19 protein-coding genes are annotated in these 25,222 nt (G+C 43.7%); 18 read left to right on the forward strand and 1 reads right to left on the reverse strand.

All coding sequences use genetic code 11. The features are described from left to right. Positions 1-70: 70 nt before the first annotated feature. The 6 genes from ACE04G_RS26410 (at position 71) to ACE04G_RS26435 (ending at position 5,954) form a co-directional block, all read left to right on the forward strand. The gene (locus tag ACE04G_RS26410) at positions 71-1,726 is read left to right on the forward strand and encodes a type 2 periplasmic-binding domain-containing protein (RefSeq protein ID WP_449004756.1); all 1,656 of its coding nucleotides are present in this window, start codon (positions 71-73) and stop codon (positions 1,724-1,726) included. Positions 1,727-1,836: 110 nt separating this feature from the next. Beyond that, entirely contained in the window at positions 1,837-2,802 is a 966-nt protein-coding gene (locus ACE04G_RS26415) for an ABC transporter permease (RefSeq protein WP_083657036.1), read from the forward strand. Between the two features lie 12 nt (positions 2,803-2,814). Then, positions 2,815-3,717 (forward strand): carbohydrate ABC transporter permease, encoded by a 903-nt coding sequence (locus ACE04G_RS26420; protein WP_017688457.1) that lies wholly within the window; start codon positions 2,815-2,817, stop codon positions 3,715-3,717. A gap of 282 nt (positions 3,718-3,999) precedes the next feature. Beyond that, a complete protein-coding gene (locus ACE04G_RS26425) occupies positions 4,000-4,374 on the forward strand; it encodes a response regulator transcription factor (RefSeq protein WP_036615858.1) in 375 nt (124 codons plus the stop codon). After that, entirely contained in the window at positions 4,364-4,999 is a 636-nt protein-coding gene (locus tag ACE04G_RS26430; protein ID WP_017688455.1) for a hypothetical protein, read from the forward strand. Before ACE04G_RS26425 ends, ACE04G_RS26430 begins: the two co-directional genes overlap by 11 nt. Further along, positions 4,992-5,954 (forward strand): diguanylate cyclase domain-containing protein, encoded by a 963-nt coding sequence (locus tag ACE04G_RS26435; RefSeq protein WP_449004757.1) that lies wholly within the window; start codon positions 4,992-4,994, stop codon positions 5,952-5,954. Before ACE04G_RS26430 ends, ACE04G_RS26435 begins: the two co-directional genes overlap by 8 nt. Before the next feature lie 176 nt (positions 5,955-6,130). Here the strand turns inward: ACE04G_RS26435 and ACE04G_RS26440 are convergent, their stop codons facing one another. Beyond that, the gene (locus tag ACE04G_RS26440; protein ID WP_074095086.1) at positions 6,131-6,475 is read right to left on the reverse strand and encodes a winged helix-turn-helix transcriptional regulator; all 345 of its coding nucleotides are present in this window, start codon (positions 6,473-6,475) and stop codon (positions 6,131-6,133) included. A 266-nt stretch (positions 6,476-6,741) separates the two neighbouring features. Between ACE04G_RS26440 and ACE04G_RS26445 the strand changes: the two genes are divergently transcribed. From ACE04G_RS26445 to ACE04G_RS26500, 12 genes are all read left to right on the forward strand, one after another. Next, on the forward strand, positions 6,742-7,845 hold the full coding sequence (locus ACE04G_RS26445; protein WP_221821116.1) for a Gfo/Idh/MocA family protein: 1,104 nt from the start codon (positions 6,742-6,744) through the stop codon (positions 7,843-7,845). Positions 7,846-7,958: 113 nt separating this feature from the next. Beyond that, on the forward strand, positions 7,959-9,305 hold the full coding sequence (locus tag ACE04G_RS26450) for an NtaA/DmoA family FMN-dependent monooxygenase (protein WP_221821118.1): 1,347 nt from the start codon (positions 7,959-7,961) through the stop codon (positions 9,303-9,305). A gap of 14 nt (positions 9,306-9,319) precedes the next feature. Continuing rightward, a complete protein-coding gene (nfsA, locus tag ACE04G_RS26455; protein ID WP_221821120.1) occupies positions 9,320-10,060 on the forward strand; it encodes an oxygen-insensitive NADPH nitroreductase in 741 nt (246 codons plus the stop codon). Between the two features lie 144 nt (positions 10,061-10,204). Next, positions 10,205-10,630, forward strand: a complete 426-nt coding sequence (locus tag ACE04G_RS26460) for a MarR family winged helix-turn-helix transcriptional regulator (protein ID WP_221821121.1) — start codon at positions 10,205-10,207, stop codon at positions 10,628-10,630. 282 nt (positions 10,631-10,912) lie between these two features. Beyond that, positions 10,913-13,231, forward strand: coding sequence for a glycoside hydrolase family 95 protein (locus tag ACE04G_RS26465; protein WP_221821122.1), 2,319 nt, complete (start codon positions 10,913-10,915; stop codon positions 13,229-13,231). A gap of 456 nt (positions 13,232-13,687) precedes the next feature. Next, positions 13,688-15,274, forward strand: coding sequence for a response regulator (locus ACE04G_RS26470; RefSeq protein ID WP_221821123.1), 1,587 nt, complete (start codon positions 13,688-13,690; stop codon positions 15,272-15,274). Further along, entirely contained in the window at positions 15,256-16,995 is a 1,740-nt protein-coding gene (locus ACE04G_RS26475; RefSeq protein ID WP_221821124.1) for a sensor histidine kinase, read from the forward strand. Before ACE04G_RS26470 ends, ACE04G_RS26475 begins: the two co-directional genes overlap by 19 nt. A gap of 121 nt (positions 16,996-17,116) precedes the next feature. Next, on the forward strand, positions 17,117-18,778 hold the full coding sequence (locus tag ACE04G_RS26480) for an ABC transporter substrate-binding protein (protein WP_221821125.1): 1,662 nt from the start codon (positions 17,117-17,119) through the stop codon (positions 18,776-18,778). A gap of 42 nt (positions 18,779-18,820) precedes the next feature. After that, positions 18,821-20,497, forward strand: a complete 1,677-nt coding sequence (locus tag ACE04G_RS26485) for an ABC transporter substrate-binding protein (protein WP_221821126.1) — start codon at positions 18,821-18,823, stop codon at positions 20,495-20,497. Positions 20,498-20,634: 137 nt separating this feature from the next. Next, positions 20,635-21,576 carry an ABC transporter permease gene (locus ACE04G_RS26490; RefSeq protein ID WP_076210914.1) on the forward strand — a complete coding sequence of 314 codons (942 nt, stop codon included), beginning with the start codon at positions 20,635-20,637 and terminating at the stop codon, positions 21,574-21,576. 15 nt (positions 21,577-21,591) lie between these two features. Then, entirely contained in the window at positions 21,592-22,512 is a 921-nt protein-coding gene (locus tag ACE04G_RS26495; protein WP_076210798.1) for a carbohydrate ABC transporter permease, read from the forward strand. 98 nt (positions 22,513-22,610) lie between these two features. After that, positions 22,611-24,872 carry a glycoside hydrolase family 3 N-terminal domain-containing protein gene (locus ACE04G_RS26500; protein WP_076210796.1) on the forward strand — a complete coding sequence of 754 codons (2,262 nt, stop codon included), beginning with the start codon at positions 22,611-22,613 and terminating at the stop codon, positions 24,870-24,872. The last annotated feature ends 350 nt before the right edge of the window (positions 24,873-25,222 follow it).

Genomic DNA, 25,222 nt, shown 5'->3' on the forward strand with positions numbered 1-25,222 from the left:
ATTTTGTAACCGCATACATTTCTTCATACTAAAAACAGTAAGACATACCACTTCCAAGGAGGGCAAGTACATGGGGGGACTTAAGAAAAAGAAGCTTTGGGGTTCCGTATCACTCGTTCTGGCTTTGAGTTTGGCACTTGCAGGATGCAGCGGTGACAATGAGAAAGCGACTACAAAGGATGGGAAAGAGGTACTGAACATCACGGCCTTTATCGGAACGCCAAATCAGGCGCCAGCTAAAGATAACCGAATCTACAAGAAGATCCAGGATGAACTCGGCGTCAATCTTGAGATGGAGTTTCTTGTGGGTGATCTTCAACAGAAGCTCGGCGTTATGATTGCCGGTGGCGATTTCCCTGACTTGATCACAGCAGATACCAAATTGGTATCAGCCGGTGCGGTTATTCCACTCGAAGATCTCATTGAAGAGCATGCACCTAATCTGAAGAAACATTTCGGTAAAGACTGGAACCGGATGAAAGACTCCAGTGACGGACATATTTACTGGTTGCCTAACTATGGAGTGTATACAGGGGAGTTCATTAGTAACTATTATTCTGGTCCTGCATTCTGGATTCAAAAATCCATACTGAAGGATGCCGGATACCCGACTCCTAAAACGTTGGATGATTTCACAAAGTTGGTCCGTGATTATGCAGCCAAGAATCCAACGATTGATGGTCAACCGACAATTGGTTTCACTACATTGGCTTCAGACTGGCGGACGTTCCCTTTGCTTAACCCACCTGAACATCTTACGGGTCACCCCAATGACGGGGGTGTAGTCGTAGATGATAGTGGAGTCGCAACCGTTTTTGCCGACAAAGATATCTCCAAACGGTATTATAAAGAACTAAACAATCTGTACAACGAGGGATTGCTGGATAAAGAAGCCTTTGTTCAGAACTACGATCAATATCTGGCCAAAATTTCTTCGGGACGTGTGCTTAGTATGTTCGACCAGCACTGGAATTTCCAAGCTGGTGAAGACCCACTCGTCGCACAGGGGAAAATTGGTCAGACATACGTAGGCTTCCCGGTAGTCTATGATACAAGTATCACAGATCATTATCTGGATCGTCCGGTCATTAACTTGAACAATGGTTTTGGTATCAGTAAAGATGCTGAAGATCCTGTAGCACTCATCAAATTCCTCGATAAGCTTATGGACGAGAAGTACCAGAAGCTCTTGTCATGGGGTGAAGAGGGTGTAGACTATCAAGTGAATGAAGAGGGAAGATTCTATCGTACACCAGAGCAACGGACAGAGCAGGATGATCCTGCATGGAGATTGGTTAACAAAGCTGAAGGTTTCTACGCTGCTGCACCGAAGCTCGAAGGAACATTTGAAGATGGCAATGCGATTGGAGCGATCAACCAACCTGAGGAATTCTATGACAACCTCAAACCGGAAGACAAAGAACTTCTGGATGCTTATGGCTTCAAAACGTGGAGTGACTTCTTCTCTCCTGCACCAGAAAATCCAGTGTACTATCCAGCATGGCAGGTCGATCTGAAAGAAGGCTCTGATGCTGCAGTAGCGAACAAACAAATGACAGACACTTCATTGAAATTCTTGCCTAAAGCAATCATGTCAAAACCGAATGAGTTCGATAACATTTGGACTGAATACGTAGACGCTTACAAGAAGATCGATGTTAAATCCTATGAAGATCGGATTAATGAACAACTGAAATGGAGAATCGAGAACTGGTCTGTTAAATAAAAAAATGCGGCAATGATTCTCTCGGAAGGTATCAACCAAAGGATTACTCAGGCGAGTGCCTTCCGAGACATCATGTTAAAGTCGCTGCAAGCCAATAGGAGGAGTGAAAGATGGCGAACACGCCTGGAGCCATACCAGAGCAAACCACCCGTACAGTCGTTCCCAAAGCACCACTGTTAAAACGATTGCGCGGACAAAGACAACTCATGTTCATGTCATTGCCCATCGTTGCGTACATTCTCGTATTCTCGTATTATCCCATTTGGGGCTGGGTTATGGCCTTTCAGAATTACAGTCCTGCGAAGAGTTTCACGCAGCAGGAATGGGTCGGGCTCAAACACTTTAAGTTTTTGCTAACAGACGATGCATTTCTTAACGTGCTTCGTAATACCATTGCGATGAGCGTCATCAATATGGTGCTCGGATTTGCGACAGCAATTATATTTGCCATTTTACTTAATGAGATCAAACATAAGTTTTATAAACGAACCATTCAAACAATTTCGTATTTACCTCACTTTCTCTCATGGATTATTGTGACAGGTATCGTTGCAAGTTCACTATCTGTTGATGGTGGGATTGTGAATGTGGTGCTCATGAAGCTGCATATCATTCAAGAACCTATCATGTGGCTTAGCGTTCCGGAATACTTCTGGGGCATTGTAGGCGCATCCCATGTATGGAAAGAAGTTGGCTGGAATGCCATTATTTATTTGGCGGCCATCACGTCTATCGATCCTTCCCTCTATGAAGCGGCAGAGATTGATGGTGCGAACCGATATAAGAAAATGCTGTATGTGACCTTACCCGGAATCAAATCCATTGTTATCATTTTGCTGATCATGAATATGGGCTGGATTTTGGAAGCTGGATTCGAGGTTCAGTATCTGTTAGGTAATGGTGTGGTTGTCGACTGGTCACAGACGATAGATATATTTGTCCTGAAATACGGACTACAGATCGGGAACTATTCTTTGGCTACTGCGGCAGGTATCTTCAAAACAGTAGTTAGTATCACGCTGATCTTTGCGGCGAATTCAATTTCCAAACGGCTCGGGGAAGACCGATTAATATAAGGGGGACTAGAGATGGGAATCAATAAATCTCGGCTTGAACCGATTGTCTTCCATACGTTAAATGGTATACTGATGATCGCAATCGCGATTGTTACCCTGTATCCGTTTGTGAATACACTCGCCGTATCATTCAATGCCGGTAATGACACCATCCGGGGTGGGATTTATCTGTGGCCTCGGGTATGGACAGATCAAAACTACAGAGCAGTATTTGCAGGAGGGACCATCTTCAGCGCCTTTGGTATATCTGTGGCGAGAACGGTTTTGGGGACAGTTTTAAGTCTCTTCTTAACCTCCATGCTGGCTTACACACTAAGCCGAAAAGATTATATATTACGAAAGCCCATTACCATTACAGTTGTTCTTACGATGTATTTTAGTGCAGGTCTTATTCCAACTTACTTCCTAATGAAAGATTTGCATTTGTTAAACAACTTCCTGGTGTACATTATTCCTGGGCTGATCAGTGCCTTTAATATGATTGTTATTCGAACTTATATCCAGACACTACCGGAGGGATTGATCGAATCCGCCAAAATTGATGGTGCTGGAGATTTCAGAACATTCATTTCCATTATTCTACCGCTGTGCCAACCTGTTCTCGCTACTGTTGCACTGTTCATTGCAGTCGGTCAATGGAACTCTTGGTTTGATACGTTTCTGTATGCATCTTCCAAACAAAACCTGAGCACGCTGCAATATGAGTTGATGAAACTATTATCATCTTCTATGAATTCCAACAGCAGTGCAGCCGTGGCCAATGGTGCAGATCTTGGCGCTGCGCGTAACATGGTCACACCTGTATCTATTCGGGCAGCGATTACGATTGTTGCCGCATTACCGATCTTAGTCGTATATCCATTTTTGCAGAAGTATTTCGTTCATGGCTTGCAGCTTGGAGGGGTAAAAGAGTAAACTTAATGCAGTTCCAGATAACCGATAAAAACGGTCACTAGGTGACCGTTTTTTTCATGTTTTTTTAACGACGGGTGGTAGTATGTCAATTGCACACGAATCTAATTTATTCAATAATGTTGTTGACAATTAAATTAAAGTTACTATAATTTATATTTACTTGATTCACCAGTCAGTCTCTTTTCAGGGTGCCACTGCGCGCGAAAGCCCTATATCAAGAACTGTCCACAGCGCCTGACCATCCCGAGCTCTTACCATTTTATCAAGGAGACTGAAGAGAAAATGAAAGTATTAATTGTAGAAGACTCCATTTTCGTACAGAAATTGCTTACAAAGCTGATTGTTGATCATATTCCAGAATGCGAGATTCAGATTGCTAACAATGGAGAGCAAGGATACAACCTATTTAAGGAATTTCAACCTGATTTTATAACCACCGACCTGCTGATGCCTGGTTTGAACGGACAAGAAATGCTTCGTATGATTCGAGAAACGGATAGCAATGTCAAAATTATTATCTTATCTGCAGATATTCAGAAGACAACTAGGGATGAAGTTGAAATGTTAGGCATTTCTGGTTTTTTGAATAAACCGTTAACCGCAGAGAAGGCAACGACCATGATTCAACTGATTCAGGCGGCCTATCATGCTGAATGATTTACAGAAGGATTTGCTTACTGAACTAGTGAACGTTTACGTGGGACAAGCGGCTAACATGTTGTCAGAGATAGTAGACAAGCGTATCGTTTTGAACATTCCGGAAGTGGAACTGATCTCTATATCCGATGTTGATCCTGGAGATCGAAGATACAACATTTTCTTCAGTGAAGGTCACCTGTTTAGGTCATCCTTACAGTTTGGATACGAATTTCAGGGAAAAGCATTTCTGATGTTTCCTGTTGAGCAGGCTAAAGTATTGGCAAACATCTGTCTTGGAGAACTGGGTGAGAGCGTTATACCGAACGATCCGAACCTGATGGATACGGATTTGGACGTTTTGAAGGAAGTTAGCAATGTCCTGCTTAACGCCATTATTGGAGAATTCGGTAATTTCCTGGAGATCAAACTGGAATACGTCCTGCCTGATATTGAACTGATCTATGTCACCAATTCCGATCAGCAAATATTGCTTCAGAATGAAGTCTATGTCCTGGTTTTACATACCTCGTTTTTACTTGCCGATACGGATGTGACAGGTATCATTGTCATAGCATTAAGTATGAACTCCATATCAAGCCTGCTGGCCAAAATGGACGCTTTGTTGGAGGCGGACAATGGATAATCTTATTTCACAAGCTTTGAACAAAGCCCATATGGGAATAATGATCGTGGACAGGCATTTAAAAATTGTTGTCTGGAATGCCTGGTTGGAGCGCTTTACTGGCAAGAATGTAGAAGAGGTACTAGGCTTGAATCTGCTTGAGGTCTGCCCACGGTTTAAGTCAAATATCTATCTAAATATCTTGCAAAATGCGCTGTATCATGGACAGAGCAGATTTTGCTCAAGCGCGTTACATAAGGCATTCATTCTTCCTAATGAAGGAGAGGATGAACAATTATTCAGACAAAATATGCATGTTGAACCGCTCTATCATGAAGATCGGAGTTATGCCCTCATTCAGATTACTGACATGACACACACCAATACCAGGGTATTTAAACTTAAAAATCTGATCAAAGAACTGGAGACGGAGTACGCCAAAATCAAAATCTCCGAAAAAATCAGCAAGCATTTGTCTTTGCATGATCCACTTACAGGTCTGCCTAATCGTCTTGCTTATAATGACCGTCTTGCCTGGGCTATCAGTAATGCCAAAAGAAACCATAGCAAACTAGCTGTCATGTTTGTCGATGCTGATGGGTTTAAACAAGTGAATGATACATATGGACACCATGTTGGCGATCAAGTGTTGCTGGAAATGGCAAAGCGATTAAGCGAAACAATTCCAAGTGCGGACACGGTAGCTCGGCTTGGCGGGGACGAATTCATCATTTTAAGCCATCTGAAAGATGATCACGATGCTGAAGTCATTGCCAAAAGATTGGAAGCTGCATTTAGTACCCATTTCAAAATTGCCGGAAACTATATCAACCTTTCGATGAGTATTGGTATCAGCCTATTTCCCAAGCATGGACAGGAGCCTTCCGAACTTCTGAGACATGCGGATGGAGCCATGTACAAGATTAAAAAGAATGGCAAGAATGGTTACGGAATTTATGAGCCTGAAAATGTTTAAGAAATCTAAAAATGTCTTTTAATAAAGTTGCTACAATAGCAACTTTATTTGTCTATAAAGAGAAGTCTGAAAGAGGCGATAGTCAGAACAGTACCAAAAGCAAGGGAAAAAAAAAGAAGAAAAACATATCTCCCCCCTTTAACAAAGATGTAATATGGAAGCCTAGTTTAAATTGCTTAGCCGTATTCTTTGCCGAAGTCCTCCATCTTTTCAAGGATCGGTAGTAACTTCATTCCCTTGTCTGTTAACGAATACTCAACTCGCGGAGGAACTTCCGGATATACATCACGTTGAATAACACCATCATTCTCCAACTCTTTAAGCTGCTTTGTGAGGGAGCCTTGAGACAGATCTCCAAGGAATTTTTTGATATCCGTATATCGACGTGTTTCGTCTTTTAGGTACCATAAAATGAAATATTTCCAACGCCCAGAAAGGACATTCTGAGTAAAAGCTATGGCGTACATATCACTTTTTCCATCTATAAACTCTTGTTCAAATCCTTCATTGCAAACTCTCATTCATATCACTCCTGATCCAAAGGTACAAAAAGATGTACTATGTTCATTTAAATTGCCCTCTTTGCAAACAAAACAAATACACCTATGATGGTGTCAACACCAAAACAATTTTAGTTTACCTAAAATGCGAAAGAATAATAATGTTATCTCGATTGAATAGTTAGCAAGCTAAATAAAATATATCATAGAAATGAGTGACTTATAAGGGCTGGAGACAAATCAATATTCAATCATACTGTAAATATTAACAAGGGAGATGTTTAACAATGAGTAAAAAAATTCGTACAGGTATCATAGGAGCATCCATTAATAACGGGTGGGCGAGTGGTACACATATTCCAGCTATTCAGCATTTGGATGAATTCGAGCTTACAGCGGTTGGGACAAGTAATATGGTGAGTGCAAAGAAAAGCGCAGAAGCTTTTCGGGCAGATCATGGCTTTGATAATATGGAGGAGTTGGCTCAGCACCCTGATGTGGATATGGTTGTTGTCAGTATTAACGTCAAGGAACATTATAATGCAGTCAAAGCCATCGCTCCTGCTGGCAAACCAATCTATTGTGAATGGCCACTGGGTTCTAATACAGAGGAAGCGCTTGAAATGCAGGAATGGGTAGCGTCCGCGCAACTGCCAAATGCGATTGGATTACAGGCTAGACAAGCCCCGGCCGTTCAATACGTAAAAGATTTATTGGCAGACGGTTATGTGGGTAAAGTGTTGTCTGCCAACCTGAAGATCGCTATAGATGGCATGGGTGGCGTAGGTGACAAGTCGACTGCGTACTTGTATGACCGGAAAGTTGGAGGGAACTTGCTGACCATTGTAGGGGGCCATAATCTGGATGCCTTCACTTTCATGCTTGGGGACTTTACAGAATTGTCTGCCACCACAGCTCAACAGTTTCCAGAAGTTGAATTGGTTGATATTCAGAAAGTCATCAAGAAAACAACGGATGATCAGATCATGATTACAGGAAAATTGACTAATGGGGCAGCAGCCAGTGTCCATATTCAAGGTGGAGTTAAACATCAGACAGGACTCACACTTGAAATCTTCGGAGACAACGGCACAATTGTGCTGAGCGCTCCTGCATCCATTCAATTCGGATCGCACCAATTACGCGGTGCAGGATCTACGGACAACGAGCTTCGTGAACTAACCATTCCCGATGTCTATTTCTCGGCTCCAAATTCTCTATATAACGACTCCGGATTTGTTCTAAACATGGCTCAGGCTTATCGCAAGTTTGCCAAAGATATTCAAGAAGGCACTACCTTAGCACCTACTTTCGCGGATGCGGTGAAACTTCATCAGTTACTGGATGCCGTCGAGAAATCAGCCCAGACCGGTGAACGTCAATACCTATAACCCTCCCTGAATGGAACAAAATCGGATCCATCCATATACTTAGCATGCTAAATATATTCGCGCTATAGTAAGGGCACACATTGTGCCTTTCCAGAACGAAGGAGAAAATCGTTATGAAAAAAAGAAGTGAAATGCAACTGGCTTTACAGATGGTTTCGGGTTATGGAGCCGAATTTAGCGCATGGAGAATGCCTGGCACGGATCCTGCAGCTTACACCAATATGGATAGTTATGTAGAACGGGCTAAATTAGCTGAACAAGGAAAATTTCAAATGATTTTCATTGCTGATACTCCAGCATTATCCAATAATTTAGGTCCACAGACGCCTATGTTTCCTATGGACCCCATGTTGGCACTTATGGCAGTAGCAAGAGAGACACAACACATCGGGCTTGTTGCTACCCTCTCTACAACATTTAATTATCCCTACAACATTGCACGTCAGTTCAAAGCACTGGATGTTATCAGTCATGGACGTGTGGGCTGGAATGCGGTTACCACATCCGACCCCCTAGCGGCGGCTAATTTCGGTGCCCGGGTTGAAAATCGCCAAGAACGCTATGACAAGGCACATGAAAGCATACAAATTGTTCAGGCCTTGTGGGGGAGTTGGGAACCAGACGCTTGGACGTTAGATGTAGAAGGAGGGGAATTTGCTGATATGGACAAAATCCAGCCTATAAACCTTCAGGGTCAGTATTATGCATCTCGTGGTCCTTTGCCCATTCCCCCCTCTGAGCAAGGGCAGCCAGTGATTTTCCAGGCAGGGGGAGGAGGAGAAGGATTAGAATTAGCTGGGAAATATGCTTCCGGAGTGTACGCCAATCCTTATGATATTACGTCTGCCCGTGAACACAGACAAGCCATAAGGCAAAGTGCTGCCCGTTTCGGTCGAAACCCCGATGATATCAAAATGTTTGCAGGGTTTATGTTTTCTCTGGCTTCAACGGAGGAAGAAGCTCTGGATCGTCGGAAACAGCTTATGAGCTTCAATCCTCAGGAAATCCCCAGCAGGGTAAGTTACCTCGGATCCATGGTTGGTTTACCATTGTCGGTAAACTCAGTAGATATAGATCAACCTTTAGCGGCAGACTTGTTAAAAAATGCTTATGCCAACCCCATGGACCCCCGTTCTCCGAGAGCTTTAAAGTTATTAAAAGATGGACTCTCTGTAAGGGATGTTCTCGCTCACGGGGTCATCAACTATCATCCGGTTGTTGCAGGCACCCCGACACAGGTTGCTGACTTCTTAGAAGAATGGTTTTTGGCTGAAGCATGTGACGGATTCTCAGTTGTGCCCGATGTATCTTTTGATGGCGTTGCAGATTTTGTGAATCAGGTAGTACCTATCTTGCAGGAACGCGGTTTGTTCCATAAGGAATATGAAGGAAAAACACTACGCGAGAATATGGGCGTTCCCTACGAATACGGATTGCAGGAACATGGAATCAACGAATAAAGGAGAGCTTTTTAATGAATAACACACTCGAATTGCTTCATAACCATACATCGTTTCGTTCTTACACATCTCAACCCCTAACTGAGGAACAAATAGATGCAATATTTCAGGCAGCAAATCAAACTTCATCGTTCAGTCTTCTGCAGGCGGTATCCATTATACGCATCACAGATCCAGTACTTCGAAAAAAACTCAGACATCTCTGTGTCGATCAACCCTATATTGAAGAAGCGGCAGAATTCTGGATCTTCTGTGCAGATTTCAACCGAAATCATGAAATCGCTCCAGATGTGGATATTGAATATATTGAATTTCTGTTGATTGGTTCATTCGATGCTGGCCTGATGGCACAAAATGCGTTAACCGCGGCTGAATCGCTGGGACTTGGCGGAGTATTCATTGGTGGGGTCAGAGCCAATATTAGCGAACTATCTGACGTATTGAATTTACCAAAATATGTTATCCCTCTGGTGGGATTATGTATCGGTAATCCAGCTGGAGATAAGCCGGAACTGAAACCTCGGCTCCCTCAATCCATGATATTGCTTGATAATCAATACCAACCAATGGATCAAGAGAAATTAGCAATCTATGATGAGACCATGCTGAAGTATTATGAAAATCGTCCGACGAGAGCTCCTTTCACCGTAAAAAAAGTAAAAGGATGGAGTGACCATATCCAAGATCACCTCGAGAGAAGTATTCAACCGCAAATGATGACCTATTTGAACAAGCAAGGTTTTGCCAAAAAATAAGCTTTACGATAAAATGCAATCTTTGTTGTGAAAATTGGATAGGAAGAGGCCCTTATAACGACACTAAGGTGAATTGACACTTAAATATCCCCATGATACATTTAGTCTGCTAAATATAATTCGGATGTTAGGGAGGGATCGTTCATGACAGATGCAGTAGATTGTGATATTCGACAGTCCTTAGATCGAATTTCCTCCCAAATGCGTCGAAACTATAGTGAATCTCTCCGGGAACTAAATCTCTATGTAGGACAAGATAATTTGTTGTATCGGCTGTGGTTGGGTGATGGGGTAACACAGATGCAACTAAGTGAACATATGAAATGCGAACCACCAACGGTTACAAACATGGTCAAATCACTGGAGCAGAATGGATTTATATATCGCAAACGTGATGAACAGGATGCAAGGATCATGCGTATTTTTCTAACCGATAAGGGGAAAGAATTAGAAAAACCGGTTGAGGATAAATGGAGAGAGCAGCAAGAGAAACTACTTCAATCCATTTCTTCGGAAGATCGGCTGATATTGAGGCAATTCATGCAACAAATGGAGCGAAATATTTTATAACTTAAGCTTCACGTAAGCTAAATCAAATGAACGAAGCAGAGCCGCTAATTATAGCGGCTTTTTTTATTGCCAATAGCTATACTTCCTTGTCCAGAACAAGAATTTGTACTGTCCGTTTCGGAATTTAGGATTATACCTCTAATGCTGGGATAAGATTGTGATAATTCAAGTTAATTTTGTTCATTTAGATGCTGAAGAGATTACAGTACACTGAAAGGACATACAAACGGAACACACTAAACAAGAAAAATGTGAGGAATATAATTCGTTGGAGGTTTTAACGTGAAGACCAAAAATATCTGGTTTAATCAACCTGCTGGAACATGGGAAGAGGCATTGCCTATCGGAAATGGAACTCTTGGAGGCATGATTTTTGGGAAAACACAGATTGAGAGAATTCAGCTTAATGAAGATAGTCTGTGGTATGGTGGTCCGATGCAGCGGAATAATCCTCAAGCACTTGAATCTTTATCTCAGATCAGAAGCCTGATTTTTGACGGTAAGATTAGGGAAGCAGAAGAACTCGCAGCAGATACTCTGGTAGGTGTTCCTGACGGGCAAAGACATTATGAGCCATTGGGGGACTTCTATATCGCTATGGACCACAGTGAACATGAACCGAATGAATATCAAAGACATCTCGATCTGGAACATGGCAAGGTAAACGTGAATTATACCGCAGATCAATCCATTTACAGCCGTGATTATTTTGCCAGCTACCCGGATCAAGTGCTCGTTGCTCATCTCAAATCTAGCGTACCTGGAAAGTTATCTTTCTCCACTATTTTTGGCAGGGGAACCATTCTGCAATCAACATCCTATTCAGATATTCTTAAGCATCCTGTTGGTTTCCAATCCTATCTGGACCGGATCGAGAAGCGTGGAACGAATGACTTGATCATCCGGGGAAGAAGTGGGGGAGAAGCAGGAATTCGATTTTGTTGCGCGATTCGCCTTATATCTGAAGGGGGGCAGGTTCATTATTCAAGCGGTCAGCTTTCTCTGAAGGATGGTAATTCAGCAACTATTCTAATCACGGCTTGCACGGATTACCGAGTACCCAAGGAACAACTCGAAGTGGAGTGTCTCCGAAGAATTGAAGCCGCTTCCGCAAAACCATATAGCGAACTGCTCACCGATCATGTCTCGGACTATCAATCCTTATTCAAGCGGATGGATATACATCTCGAAGATGAACATAAAGATGTGATATGTTCCGAACTTCCAATCGATCAGCGCCTTGAGCGGCTTAGAGCTGGTAAGCATGATCCGGAACTGTTGAGTCTATACTTTCAATTTGGTCGCTATCTGCTTATCTCAAGCAGTCGTCCAGGTTCTTTACCTGCAAACCTTCAAGGGATATGGAATAAAGACATGCTTCCTGTATGGGATAGCAAATATACGATTAATATTAATACACAGATGAACTATTGGCCTGCAGAAAGCTGCAATCTGTCTGAATGTCACATTCCATTGTTTGATTTTATAGATCGACTGCAAGTCCGGGGAAAGGAAACCGCTAGAACCATGTATGGATGCAAGGGGTTCGTTGCTCATCACAATTCGGATATCTGGGCAGACACTGCTCCGCAGGATGTATGCATGACATCGACGTTTTGGACTATGGGAGGAGCATGGCTTTCATTACATCTATGGGACCACTACGAATACAATAAGGATGTTCAATTTCTAGAAAAAGTTTACTCCACGATGAAAGATGCGGCTATGTTTATTCTGGATTATCTAATAGAGGATCCTTCCGGCAATTGGGTGATATGTCCTTCGTCCTCACCGGAAAATCGCTATATATTAGATAATGGAGAGTCGGGGGCTTTATGTTTTGGTGCTTCAATGGACAATCAGATTATTAGAGAACTCTTCACGCGTTGCATTGAAAGTACCCGAATATTGCAAGAGGATCAGGAATTTGGAGAATTACTCCGTGGTGCTTTAACCAAAATACCGGAGACCTCCATTGGCAAACATGGGCAGATCCAAGAGTGGAGTAACGATTATGATGAATTGGAACCTGGTCACAGACATATTTCCCATTTATTCGCTTTGCATCCTGGAACGCAAATTACGTTGCAATCAACACCTGACCTGGCCAAGGCAGCTCGTGTAACACTCGACAGAAGACTGGAACACGGTGGTGGACACACAGGATGGAGCCGGGCGTGGATTCTCAACATGTGGGCACGATTAGAGGAGTCGGAACTTGCACACGATAACATCGTGGAACTTCTACGTTCCTCCACGTTACCCAATCTGTTTTGTGACCATCCTCCATTTCAAATTGATGGGAACTTTGGAGGTACTGCAGGGATAGCAGAGATGCTTCTCCAGAGTCATAACGAAGTAATCAGATTGTTACCTGCTTTACCAGCAGCGTGGCCAAAAGGATATATTCGTGGTATTCGGGCTCGTGGCGGATTTGAAATAGATCTGGAATGGGAAAATGGTCGTCTGTTCAATACCAGAATTCGCTCTATTGCAGAATCAAAAGTAACCCTATCCTATCTGGACCAAAAGATAGAATTAACCTTCCCTGGCCCCAATGCCATGATTGAATTAAAAGGGGATAAATGGAATAACAAATAAGCACTTACCGATTACCTGAGCGAATACCGGCTGACAAAATTGCCGGGCGAATTCGCTCTTTTTTTTTTGTGAAATAAGATATAGGCAAAAGTTGGCGTGTTTTTGTTCAATGCAAATAAAATTTATCAAACAGGTATTCTGAGGTCTCATTCATTCAGATATATGACCTCCTTATCGTTTCGCGCAATAAATATAGCCGTTTGTGCAATGAAATTGCAGACGTGAACCTATAAAATGTAACCATCCTAACATGATGGATACGGTTGTCAGACCTATAATCGTTATGATCAAGAATTCGGCTATGGCAAAAAAGGATGGATATCTGAACGCTTCTGTCATTCGGAAGGACTGGTCATGGATCGATCATCGAACTACAACAGTCACCATATTAGATTCCGCCGATAGAGAGAGATGCTACCGGCGGTTTATTTTCGTTGGAGGAAAGGGGACACACGGATGTTAAAAGTATTACTGGTAGATGACGAGATGTATGTACGAAAGGGGCTGTATGAACTCATAGATTGGATGGATCTTAATATGGAGATTATCGGAGAGGCAGGGAACGGTGCAGAGGCATTAAATCTGATTGAAAGCCTGCAACCAGACGTGATTATAACAGATATCCGCATGCCAATCCTGGATGGATTGGAACTGATACGTGCCGTAGAGAAAATGCCACATCTGGAACCTGTGTTCATTATCATCAGTGGTTATCATGACTTCAAATATGCACAGCAGGCAATCAGGTACGGCGTTCATGACTATATCCTGAAGCCTATTGATGATGAAGAACTGACGGCAACGTTGCAGAAGTCGGCTAATCTGATTTGCAATAAAAGAAAACATATTCTTTTGGCTGAGGGACAGGCCAGTAACATCATGCTGGAGGATGTGATCAAAGGCCATGTACAGAAGGAAGATGAACATCGATATGCCGAGATGCTCGGGATCAATCGTAACTCCAGTCTGCTCATGACTTTGATTGAACTTCAGACCGGATTAGATGCAATTAAAATTACGATTGAACAGCTTCGTGAAGCAGTACATTCTCTGGAGAGTAATTTATGCAAAATGTTCATCAGTGAGCAACAACGTGGCATGTTTACTTTATTACTGTTGTGGCCTGATCATCATCAAGGGGGCTCGGCGTTACAGGATAAACTGCATAATATTCAGATAACACTGAGCAAAAGGTTTAACCTGGATATCGGTCTTTACGCAGGAACACTCGTCAAAGAAATTGGTGATGTCCCACAATCCCTTATGGCGGCTGAAGAAGCTGCCAAGCATAAATATGCTGAAACTGGTGGTGTCGTGCGTTATACGGAGATCAAGGACAAACCGCTGTTTGTTTTCAATGTATACCAGGACGAGGTGGATCACTTAATTTTGAGCCTGGAAGAGGGGAATAGGCCTGCGTACCACAAGATTGTAGAAGAGAGATTCAAATTGTTTCATATGAATCGATTTTCTCCTCAAGCTGTATCGGGTTCTCTTTTGCGTTATATAACGGGTATTCTCGCTGTGGTCAACGAAATGGGTGGTAATGATGAAGGGTTAGAGCAGCTGAAGGAGCTGGCACAACAAAGTCATGAAGGTTGGAATTTACGACTATTGCAGCATGCATTTCTCATCGCGCTGGAGGAGGCCGAGGATTATGTCTCGCATTTGCGAATGGAACGATCCAAAGGGGATATCAGCAAGATCAAACGATATATTGATGCAAATTATACCGAGAACATCAATCTCAAAAGCATTGCTGCACTCTTCTATATGAATCCCGTTTATCTTGGGCGATTATTCCGCAAAAGCTACAATCAATATTTCAATGACTATCTGCTGAACCTGCGGATTCATGAGGCGAAGAAGTTACTGCGCCAAACGGATCTGAGAATGTACGAGGTCGCTGCACGCGTAGGATTTCAGAATGCGGATTATTTTGTAACCCAGTTTGAGAAACTGGTTAAGTTATCGCCTACAGAATATCGAAATCTCCTTATGGGAAATGAGCAGCGAGGTGCACAATGCCAAGATGGAACCTGAACTACATGAAGCTTCGAGATAAGCTATTGCTGATGTATGTCCTGTCCGTGTTTATCCCCATCGTTGTTACCAATGTGGTGTTCTACAATGTCACATCCGCCAATATTCGCAGTCAGAAAACTCGTGATGCCGGCATGGCACTGAACAATCTGAAGAATGACCTGCGGGTAACCATTGATCAAGGCGTCGGCCTCTCTTATTCGTTATATACTGACCCTGTATTCAATGACACCATCTCCCGTTCATTTCAAAGTCATTTTGAGTACATTGACGCTTATAATTCCTATCTAAAAGGGCAATTCTCCGGTCAAATGAATCAGGGAATTCGCTGGTATCAAGTGTATACCGATAACTCTACCATTTTATCTTCCGGTTATATTGATCGTTTAACTGACGATGTCCGCAACTCGGACTGGTACGTTCAATTTCAGGCATACTCCGCCCCTTATCCGGCACTGATCTCATCGGATCAGATGTTAAGTCTGGTTCAAAGGCTCGACAATCTGGACACTGGGGGGAGAGAGCAGTTACTTAAAATTGATCTGAATATGGATATGATCAAGCAGTATTTTCACAACAGCGGATTTGATGGAAAAGTGTATCTTCTTGATCCGGGAGGACACATCCAATTTTCAAATGATCCCACAGCAGAAGAAGCTCAGACAGGGAAACGTTACAGTGAGATCCAGTTTCCGAACAAAATGATTCCCTTTGAACTTACGTATACAGGTATTAACTATCTGGAAGGATGGTCCCTGCATGGAGTGATGGATGAAGAAATTGTGTTGAAGGAGGTGCGGAAGTCCCGTTCCTTCGTCGTATGGCTGGCTTGCATTAATTTTGTCCTGCCTTCTATTATCATTGCGGCTATGTCCAGATCCATCCATGTCAGGCTGGTGCGTATTCTAAAACATATGAAAAAAGTAAAAACACAGAATTTCCAGACGATTCCGCCTGAAGATGCAAGAGATGAAATAGGTCAACTCACGATGGAATTTAATCGAATGACCGAGACGATCCATAACCTGATTCATGAGGTATATCTCGCCGACATCCAAAAGAAAGACCTGGAGTTGAAGCAGCAGGAAGCACAACTTCATGCGCTCCATAGTCAGATCAACCCACATTTTTTGTTTAATACGCTGGAGTCGGTACGTATGCGGAGCCTCATCAAAGGCGAGAAAGAGACTGCCAAAATCGTGCATAACATGGCCAAGATGTTTCGCAAGTCGATTAGTTGGAATCAGAATAATGTGACAGTACAAGAAGAATTGGAACTCATCGAGAGTTTTTTGCAAATTCAGAAATATCGCTTTGGAGAAAAACTCCAATATACCATTGAGGCAGGTCCTGCGGTACTGATGTACCGCATCCCCAAGATGGTTATCCTTCCCTTTGTTGAGAATGCAAGTATTCATGGAATTGAGTCATCTCCGGGTGTAGGCATCATTCAACTCTTCGTTTCAATGGAAAATGACCAGCTCCATATCAGACTAACGGATAACGGTATAGGGATGTCACAAGCTAAATTGGAAGAGTTGTTAAGTTACCTGGATCAAAACACCGATATGGGAGAGCATGTTGGCATGAAAAATGCGTATAGCCGCTTAAAACTTTGTTATAAAAATCACTTTACATTCGACATCCAGACATGGGAAGGAGAAGGAACACGTATCCAAATTAAGCTTCCACTTGATCCATCAGCAATGCCAGGCGACTAAATATGAGGGATATACTTTTCAAAGTAGGAAGTACACTTTCATGGGTAACTTTGAAAGCGCTATCTTGATATATTGAGAAGGCTTAAAGACACAAACAATACTTTAAGGGGGCATTTGCTACATGTTTAGAAAAAGAAACATTATAACAGGTCTGGCCATTTTACTGGCTGTAACCCTGGCAGGTTGTAATAAAGCCAACCCGGAAGCCTCTTATCCTGACAGTAATGACAATACCCCGGTCACCTTTAAATATTTCACGTTTGGCGGTGGCAAGAAGGACATTCTGGCAAGCAGCACGACCATTGGCAAGAAGCTACAGGAACAAGCTGGCGTTGACTGGAAGATGGAATATCTGGTCGGTGACGGTGCAACCAAGGCAGGAGTGATGATTGCGAGTGGGGATTACCCCGACATCATCGACTCCAGTGGTGAAATGGCTAAATTGATGGATGCAGGATCTTTTATCCCGTTGGATGAACTGATCGATCAATACGGGCCTAACATTAAGCGGGTATACGGGCCTTATATGGACAAATTCAGACAGGAGGATGGAAAGATCTATTTCTTGCCATACACTGCCAACATCGGTTATGTGTCAGAGCCTAATTTTCAGACCGGCTTCTATATTCAGCGTGCTGTGTTAAAAGAGTTTAACTACCCCAAGATCAAAACGCTGGACGAATATTTTGACTTGATTGAGCAATACAAGCAAAAGCATCCGCAGATCGATGGAAAAGAAACCATCGGCTTCGCTACACTTGCGGGTGAATCGGGCAGCTTTTTCACCCTGCTAAATCCAGCTATGCATCTCGCAGGTTATCCAAACGATGGCAGTGTGATGGTGGATATGCAGAGTCATGAAGCCAAACTGGTAGCCGGATCTGATTATCAGAAACAATGGATTCAGAAGCTAAGCGAGGTTAACGCACAGGGGATGTTTGATCCAGAATCGTTCACAATGAACCAGGATCAGTATCTCGCCAAGTTGACATCCGGTCGGGTGCTGGGATATTTCAGTTACTCCTGGCAGGTTGGAGACGCAACGAACAATCTCAAGAAGGCTGGTATAGACGATAAACGTTACGTATCTCTACCGATCGTATTTGATGACAGTGTCAAAGACCAGTATGTGGACCCGCCAGGTTTTGTGAACAACTATGGTGTCGGAATTACCGTAAATGCCAAAGATCCCGTGCGAATTATTAAATATTTTGATAATTTGCTTAAGGAAGAAAACCAGATTCTGGTTCAATGGGGGATTGAGAACGAGACGTATAGTGTTAATGATGAGGGCCGCTTTTACTTTGAAAATGATGACCAACGCAAGGCACATGAAGATCCGGAATTAAGTCGTAAATTCGGCTTTGACTACTTTAATTACAGCTGGCCTCGTTACGGCAATAACTCCGTATTGGAGGACGGAAACGCCTATGGGCCGGGCAATCAACCAGAAGTGGCTACCTTTAGCTACACGGACGGAGACAAGCTTTTGTTAGAGAAATACGGTGTGGAGACATTTACAGAATTATTCAGCACACCGGATGAGCGTCCTTGGTCTCCTGCTTGGTCCATTGCATTGGAGCAGGGCTCTCCTGAACAGATTTTCATCACCAAGGCAGAAGACCTTCAGAAGAAATATTTACCCAAAATGATTATGGACTCACCTTCCACTTTCGAGAACACATGGAATGAATATAGGAGTCAATTGAATCAACTCGACAAGAAAACATACGAAGCTACGATAACACAGGCAGTTAAGGATCGTGTAGCTGGCAAATGGTGAGTGTAATCCATATGAGAAAACACGGAACGGGGGAATATTCACATGTTAAAACCAAAATTTAGAACAGCGGGTTTAGCCATATTACTAACAGCTTTGCTGGCTGGGTGCAGTCAGAACAACTCGTCATCATCACCTTCAGCCACAGGTGATGATGAGAACAGCCCAGTCACGTTCTCGTATTACATGTTCTCTCCAGGCAAGAAGGATGCTCTGGCAAGCGAAACAACCATCGGTAAAGCGTTGCAAGAGCAGACGGGTGTGGACTGGAAGTTGGAATATCTGGTAGGTGATAGTGCTACCAAAGCCGGTGTCATGATTGCCAGTGGAGACTACCCTGATGTCATTAGCTCCAGTGGTGAGATGTCCAAGTTACTGGATGCCGGTGCCTATATTCCGCTGGATGATCTAATTGAGGAATACGGCCCTAATATCAAAAGGGTGTATGGACCATATTTCGATAAAATGAAAAATGCCGAAGACGGAAAAATCTATGCGCTGCCTTATACAGCTAATCAGGGTGAGTATTCAGGTAGTCCAAATGTGGGCGGAGGAGCTTTCTGGATTCAACGCTCTGTGCTCAAAGAGTTTGATTATCCCAAGATCACTACACTGGATGAATATTTTGATCTGATCCAGGATTATAAGGAAAAACATCCAACTGTCGACGGTGCAGAGACCATCGGATTTGTGTCACTTGCGGGTGTGGCCAATAACTTCTTCACACTGCAAAATCCAGCGATGCATCTTGCCGGTTATCCGAACGATGGCAGTGTCATGGTGGACATGAGTACCCATGAGGCAAAAGTCGTCGCCGGAACAGATGCTCAGAAAAAATGGATTCAGAAGTTGAATGAAATCAATGCTCAAGGCATGCTTGATCCGGAATCCTTTACGATGAACAAAGACCAGTACTTGGCCAAGCTGACTTCGGGTCGTGTGTTAGGATACTTCAATTATGGCTGGCAGGTTGGAGACGCGTCGAAAAACCTGCTCTCGGCAGGCATTGATGAGAAACGTTATGCACCACTTCCGATTGTGTTTGATGAAGGAATTAAGGATCAGTACGTTGATCCTCCCGGCTTTGTCAACAACTATGCAACAGGTATATCGGTGAATGCCAAAGACCCTGTTCGTATCATTAAATATTTCGATAATTTGCTGAAGGAAGAGAATCAGGTTCTGGTGCAATGGGGAATCAAGGACGAGACGTACAGTGTGGATGAAAAGGGACGATTCTATTTTGCAAATGAGGATCAACGCAAAGCCCATGATGATCTGGAGCTGAGCCGTAAATTCGGGTTCACTTACTTCGGATCAGACTGGCCGCGATATGGCGGTGAATCTACACTTACCGATGGTAATGCTTATAGCCCTGGCAACCAGCCAGAAGTAGCCGCTGCATCTTACACCGAGGGAGACAACAAGTTCCTTGAAGCCTACGGTATCCAAACCTTTAGTGAATTATTTAACAAACCGGAAGAGCGGCCATGGTTCCCCGCATGGTCCATCGCCCTTGAGCAAGGATCACCTGAACAGATCTTCACCACCAAATCGGATGATCTGCAACGTAAATACTTACCGGAAATGATCTTGGGAGCACCATCGAATTTTGATAAGCTGTGGGATGCCTACATGGCTGAATTGAACAAATTGGACAAAGCTGGTTATGAAGCGACCATTACCAAAGTTGTGAAGGATCGTGTAGCAGGAAAATGGTAATACGAACACTTTAAAACAAACTGTTACATGCGCAGGAGAAGACGAAAGAGCATAAACTCCGGCTTCTTCTCGCATGAATAACAGCACAGGAAAGGAGCAGGTTCACCGTGGAGAAACCTAATGTCTCCCTTAACTCGATGCCTCCAGCCTCGAGTCCAAAGGGAACCAGAGCACACTCGTTTTTTAAGCGACTTGTGCAGCAACGAACGCTTGCCTGGATGTGTATTCCTTTTGTCATCTGGGCTTTTATCTTCAAGTACCTGCCGTTATGGGGATGGACCATGGCTTTTCAGAATTTCAAACCGGCGAGGTCCTTCTCCGATCAGCAGTGGGTAGGCTGGCATCATTTTAGTATCTTGTTTGAGGACAATACCTTCTACCGGGTGCTGCGAAATACACTCGTTATGAGTTCCATTAAACTGGTGTTAGGATTTGTGACAGCAATTACACTGGCCCTCTTGTTGAATGAGCTGAAAAATGTCATATTTAAGCGTTTTGTGCAAACCGTCAGTTATCTGCCTCACTTTATCTCGTGGGTTGTTGCTTCCAGCATTGTATTAACAGTCCTCTCACCAGACGGAATTATCAATCTGCTGCTGATGAAGCTTCACCTGATTGACAGTCCGGTATTATGGATGGGGAAAGGTGAATACTTCTGGGGTATTCTAGGGGCAACTGAGGTCTGGAAAGATGTCGGTTGGAACACCATTATCTATCTGGCAGCGATTACGGCAATTGATCCGGCGCAATATGAGGCTGCCGAGATTGATGGAGCCAGTCGCTTCAAACGGATGTTATATATCACCCTGCCTGGCTTGAAACCGGTTATTGTGATCTTGTTGATCATGAACATGGGAAGTATTCTTGAATCCGGATTCGAACCCCAATATCTGCTGGGTAACGGGATGAATATGGACTATTCGGAGAATCTGGACATCTTTGTATTGAAATATGGATTAGGGATGGGGAACTTTTCCTTAGGTACAGCAGGCGGCATATTCAAAACTGTGGTCAGCTTCATCTTCCTTTTCTCCGCGAACTATATAGCAAAAAAAATGGGAGAGAGCAGACTATTCTAAAAGGAGGCCTAAGCCATGCGTAAAGGAAACACATCCCGCTTTCGGAATAGCAGCACCGGGGATCGAGCGTTTGACACCATTAACATCGTCTTCATGGTATGTCTGATGATTGTGACGATTTATCCCTTTGTTAATATGATTGCTGTATCCTTCAATAATGCAAATGATGCCATTCGGGGTGGAATATATCTATGGCCTCGTGTATGGACACTGGACAACTACAAATACATTTTTGGCGAATCCGATATCTATCACGCAACTCTGATCTCGGCGCTGCGTACGGTCATTGGAACCGTGGTGTCCGTCTTCTGTACAGCCATGCTCGCGTATACGGTTAGTCGTCAGGAATTTGTGCTTCGCAAGTTTGTTACGATGTTTTTTGTCTTCACCATGTACTTCAGCGGGGGGTTGATCCCCGGTTATCTGCTGATTCGAGACCTTGGATTGATTGGTTCCTTCTGGGTATATATCATTCCGGGTGTAATCGGTGTCTTCAATATGATTGTCATCCGTTCATTTATTGAAGGTCTTCCTGAAGGCATTCTGGAGTCAGCACGCATTGACGGGGCAGGGGAGTTCACGACATTTATCCGCGTTGTCCTGCCGCTAACGATTCCCGCAATGGCAACCGTATCACTCTTTGTAGCCGTGGGACAATGGAATTCCTGGTTCGATGTATTCTTGTACAACTCTTCCAATAAAGAATTAAGCACATTGCAATACGAGTTGATGAAGATTCTGCAAACTTCGACGACCTCAGCGACATCATCAGCTAGTGATGCTTATCAGTCTGCCGAGAGTAATGCAACGGCTGTCACACCAACCTCGATTCGGGCGACCATGACCATTATTGCAAGTGTTCCTATTCTGATGGTGTATCCGTTCTTACAGAAATACTTTGTACAGGGCATGACGATTGGAGGCGTGAAGGGATAGTCAATTCCCTGAATATAATTTCATAGAAGTATGAAAACGCAACAAACTGTACCGTAGTAGCGTCTATTCATCCATAGAATACAACAGGAGTGAAACAAATGCATGTAAAATGGAAGACGATTATTGGTGCTGTTGTCGGCTCTATGCTTATAGGGGTGGGAACGGCAGCTGCGGAAGAAACGTTTGTTGATCTAAAGTATTCCAAGTGGGCAGAGGATGGCATCACGTATATGGCGAAACGGGGAACAGTAGCCGGATATGGCAATGGGATCTTCAAGCCAGAGGCACTTGTGACAAGAGCACAAGCTGTCACTTTTATGGTGCGGGAGCTTTATCCAGATCAACTTCAAAGAGCAGTGGAAGGCACAACCTATTCGGATGTGCCAACTACACACCCGTTCCATCGAGAAATCATGATAGCTGCTAAAAATGGACTTGCAAGTGGTTTTCCTAACGGAACCTTCCGTCCGGACGCACCGCTTAGCCGCGCAGAGACTGCGGCCTTCCTTACACGGGCTTATTCACTAGCGGAAGGTAAGAATCCTGCTAAATGGACTGATACGGACAGGCATTGGGCTGCAGCACCGATTCTTATTATGAGTTCAAACGGCTTGGTCGGCGGTTATTCAGATGCCACCTTCCGTCCGAATCAAGCTGTCACGCGTGCTGAATATGCCGTATTTATGGCGAGAGTAATTCGCTTCGAACGTGAAGCGGCCATTCGGACACAAGATTGGGATAAGCTGATATCCTATATGACGGTAAGCGAGCAAGTTGGTCAGATGCTTATGCCCGACATTAGGCAATGGAATGGTAAAGCGACGACGACCGTGAATGAAGGACTGAAACGCACGATCCATGATCAGGACTTGGGCGGACTTATTCTTTTTGACAAAAATATTGTAGACGTGACGCAGCTTACAACGTTCACACATGATATCCAAAGAGAAGCAGGTGACATTCCTCTATTTCTTAGCATCGACCAAGAAGGAGGCGTTATTAAGCGAATACCAGGAGGCACGAACCTTCCCGGGCAGATGGCGCTTGGCGCAACTGGAGATGCAACGCTAGCCGAAGCAGCTGGTCAGCTGACAGGGGAGGAGCTGAAGGCATTAGGATTGCAGATCAATTTTGCGCCAGTGCTGGACATCAACAGTAATCCAGATAACCCCATCATTGGTATACGTTCGTTTGGCTCGGATGCGGATTTGGTGACACGGCTTGGTCTGGCAACGATAAAAGGGCTACAGCAATCAGGGGTGATGGCGGCAGTTAAGCATTTTCCGGGACATGGAGATACAACGGTAGATTCCCATCTTGGTATGCCTGTGCTTGCCCATAACCGAGAACGGCTTGATGCGGTAGAATTAAAACCGTTTCGGGCTGCGATTAAAAATGGGGTAGAGATGATTATGACCGCGCATATTGCTTTCCCTGCCATAGACAACGAACATGTCACTTCGCTCAAAGACGGTGAACGTGTGCCGATTCCTGCCACCTTATCGAAAAAGGTACTGACAGGACTTCTTCGAGGAGAGTTGGGATACAAAGGTCTCATCGTGTCGGATGCCTTTACCATGAATGCAATTGCGGAGCATTTTGGGGAGAATCAATCAGTAGAACGCGCCGTTTCCGCAGGTGTTGATATCATCCTTATGCCAAAAGATTCAGCAGCGGCCCATCAAACGCTGGTGAACGCGGTGAACAATGAAACGATCAAGGATGAAACCATACATGCATCTGTGAAACGAATCTTGGAGATGAAAGCGAAATATGGTTTATTTGAACGCAGTCAAACTCTCGCGCAAAAGCTAACTAAACTTAACGGTATCATCGGATCGAAGGCGCACCGAGCAGTGGAGCAGACAATCGCAGAGCGGGCGGTCACTGTACTCAGCAGTCGCGAAGGTGTGCTTCCTGATCCAATGAAGCAAGGCGACCGGGTTGTTATTGTCGCAGCCGAGCAGGAACAGGCGAAACAGCTTGAGAAGCAACTGTTGCAGGCCGCTAATAATCTGTCGTTAAAAACTGAAATTGTACTTGTTGGTCAAGGCAACATGAATGAAACGCTCCAAGCAATTGGCAAAGCCAATTATGTCATTCTTGTTTCTTACCAGTTCCGCAATGTGGCCAGCCAGTTCGGTTGGGGTGATTATCAAACCTTGATTAATGCGATGAACAAGAGTAATCAGCGATATACGCTGTTCTCACTCGGTAACCCTTACGAGATGATCTATTTACAGAACGTGCGCTCAGGGCTTGCTGTGTATGGAAAGCAGGAGCCAAATACGTCTGCCGGGATCAAAGTATTGCTTGGTCAACTGAAAGCTGGAGGACAGTTGCCGGTACTAACGGATTAAATGATACTTTATAGAACATTAATGTAACCCAGTGAAAAAGAGAAACTGGGTTGTCTCGAAAAAACTCCCTTAAAGTCGCTTTTATAGCGGCTTTTTTTTTGATTTACAGGTCATTATTCTTAGGTAGAAGAACTTGACCCGATCTCAGATGGCATACTAGAACGTATTGCACCCCTGATGTTAAAAAAAGATTGCTCAATTTTAACCGCAATTGAAAGCGAATACATATTCTCATCATAATTGTACGTATAGGAGGTATGATTTAAGCAATCTATATACACCAGAAGTCAATAAAATAACGAATGTAACCGCTTATTTGAAAACGAACGTTCAAAAAATGCTGTGGTTAA

This window comes from Paenibacillus sp. AGC31 (assembly GCF_057334655.1).

What these genes read in the sequence shown, in the direction of transcription:
- ACE04G_RS26475 (WP_221821124.1), top strand. Translation starts at nt 15,256, where the DNA reads ATGCCAAGATGGAACCTGAACTACATGAAGCTTCGAGATAAGCTATTG.
- ACE04G_RS26425 (WP_036615858.1), top strand. Translation starts at nt 4,000, where the DNA reads ATGAAAGTATTAATTGTAGAAGACTCCATTTTCGTACAGAAATTGCTT.
- ACE04G_RS26435 (WP_449004757.1), top strand. Translation starts at nt 4,992, where the DNA reads ATGGATAATCTTATTTCACAAGCTTTGAACAAAGCCCATATGGGAATA.
- ACE04G_RS26490 (WP_076210914.1), top strand. Translation starts at nt 20,635, where the DNA reads ATGCCTCCAGCCTCGAGTCCAAAGGGAACCAGAGCACACTCGTTTTTT.
- ACE04G_RS26415 (WP_083657036.1), top strand. Translation starts at nt 1,837, where the DNA reads ATGGCGAACACGCCTGGAGCCATACCAGAGCAAACCACCCGTACAGTC.
- ACE04G_RS26495 (WP_076210798.1), top strand. Translation starts at nt 21,592, where the DNA reads ATGCGTAAAGGAAACACATCCCGCTTTCGGAATAGCAGCACCGGGGAT.
- ACE04G_RS26470 (WP_221821123.1), top strand. Translation starts at nt 13,688, where the DNA reads ATGTTAAAAGTATTACTGGTAGATGACGAGATGTATGTACGAAAGGGG.
- nfsA (WP_221821120.1), top strand. Translation starts at nt 9,320, where the DNA reads ATGAATAACACACTCGAATTGCTTCATAACCATACATCGTTTCGTTCT.
- ACE04G_RS26450 (WP_221821118.1), top strand. Translation starts at nt 7,959, where the DNA reads ATGAAAAAAAGAAGTGAAATGCAACTGGCTTTACAGATGGTTTCGGGT.
- ACE04G_RS26420 (WP_017688457.1), top strand. Translation starts at nt 2,815, where the DNA reads ATGGGAATCAATAAATCTCGGCTTGAACCGATTGTCTTCCATACGTTA.
- ACE04G_RS26480 (WP_221821125.1), top strand. Translation starts at nt 17,117, where the DNA reads ATGTTTAGAAAAAGAAACATTATAACAGGTCTGGCCATTTTACTGGCT.
- ACE04G_RS26485 (WP_221821126.1), top strand. Translation starts at nt 18,821, where the DNA reads ATGTTAAAACCAAAATTTAGAACAGCGGGTTTAGCCATATTACTAACA.
- ACE04G_RS26410 (WP_449004756.1), top strand. Translation starts at nt 71, where the DNA reads ATGGGGGGACTTAAGAAAAAGAAGCTTTGGGGTTCCGTATCACTCGTT.
- ACE04G_RS26440 (WP_074095086.1), bottom strand. Translation starts at nt 6,475, where the DNA reads ATGAGAGTTTGCAATGAAGGATTTGAACAAGAGTTTATAGATGGAAAA.
- ACE04G_RS26430 (WP_017688455.1), top strand. Translation starts at nt 4,364, where the DNA reads ATGCTGAATGATTTACAGAAGGATTTGCTTACTGAACTAGTGAACGTT.
- ACE04G_RS26460 (WP_221821121.1), top strand. Translation starts at nt 10,205, where the DNA reads ATGACAGATGCAGTAGATTGTGATATTCGACAGTCCTTAGATCGAATT.
- ACE04G_RS26445 (WP_221821116.1), top strand. Translation starts at nt 6,742, where the DNA reads ATGAGTAAAAAAATTCGTACAGGTATCATAGGAGCATCCATTAATAAC.
- ACE04G_RS26500 (WP_076210796.1), top strand. Translation starts at nt 22,611, where the DNA reads ATGCATGTAAAATGGAAGACGATTATTGGTGCTGTTGTCGGCTCTATG.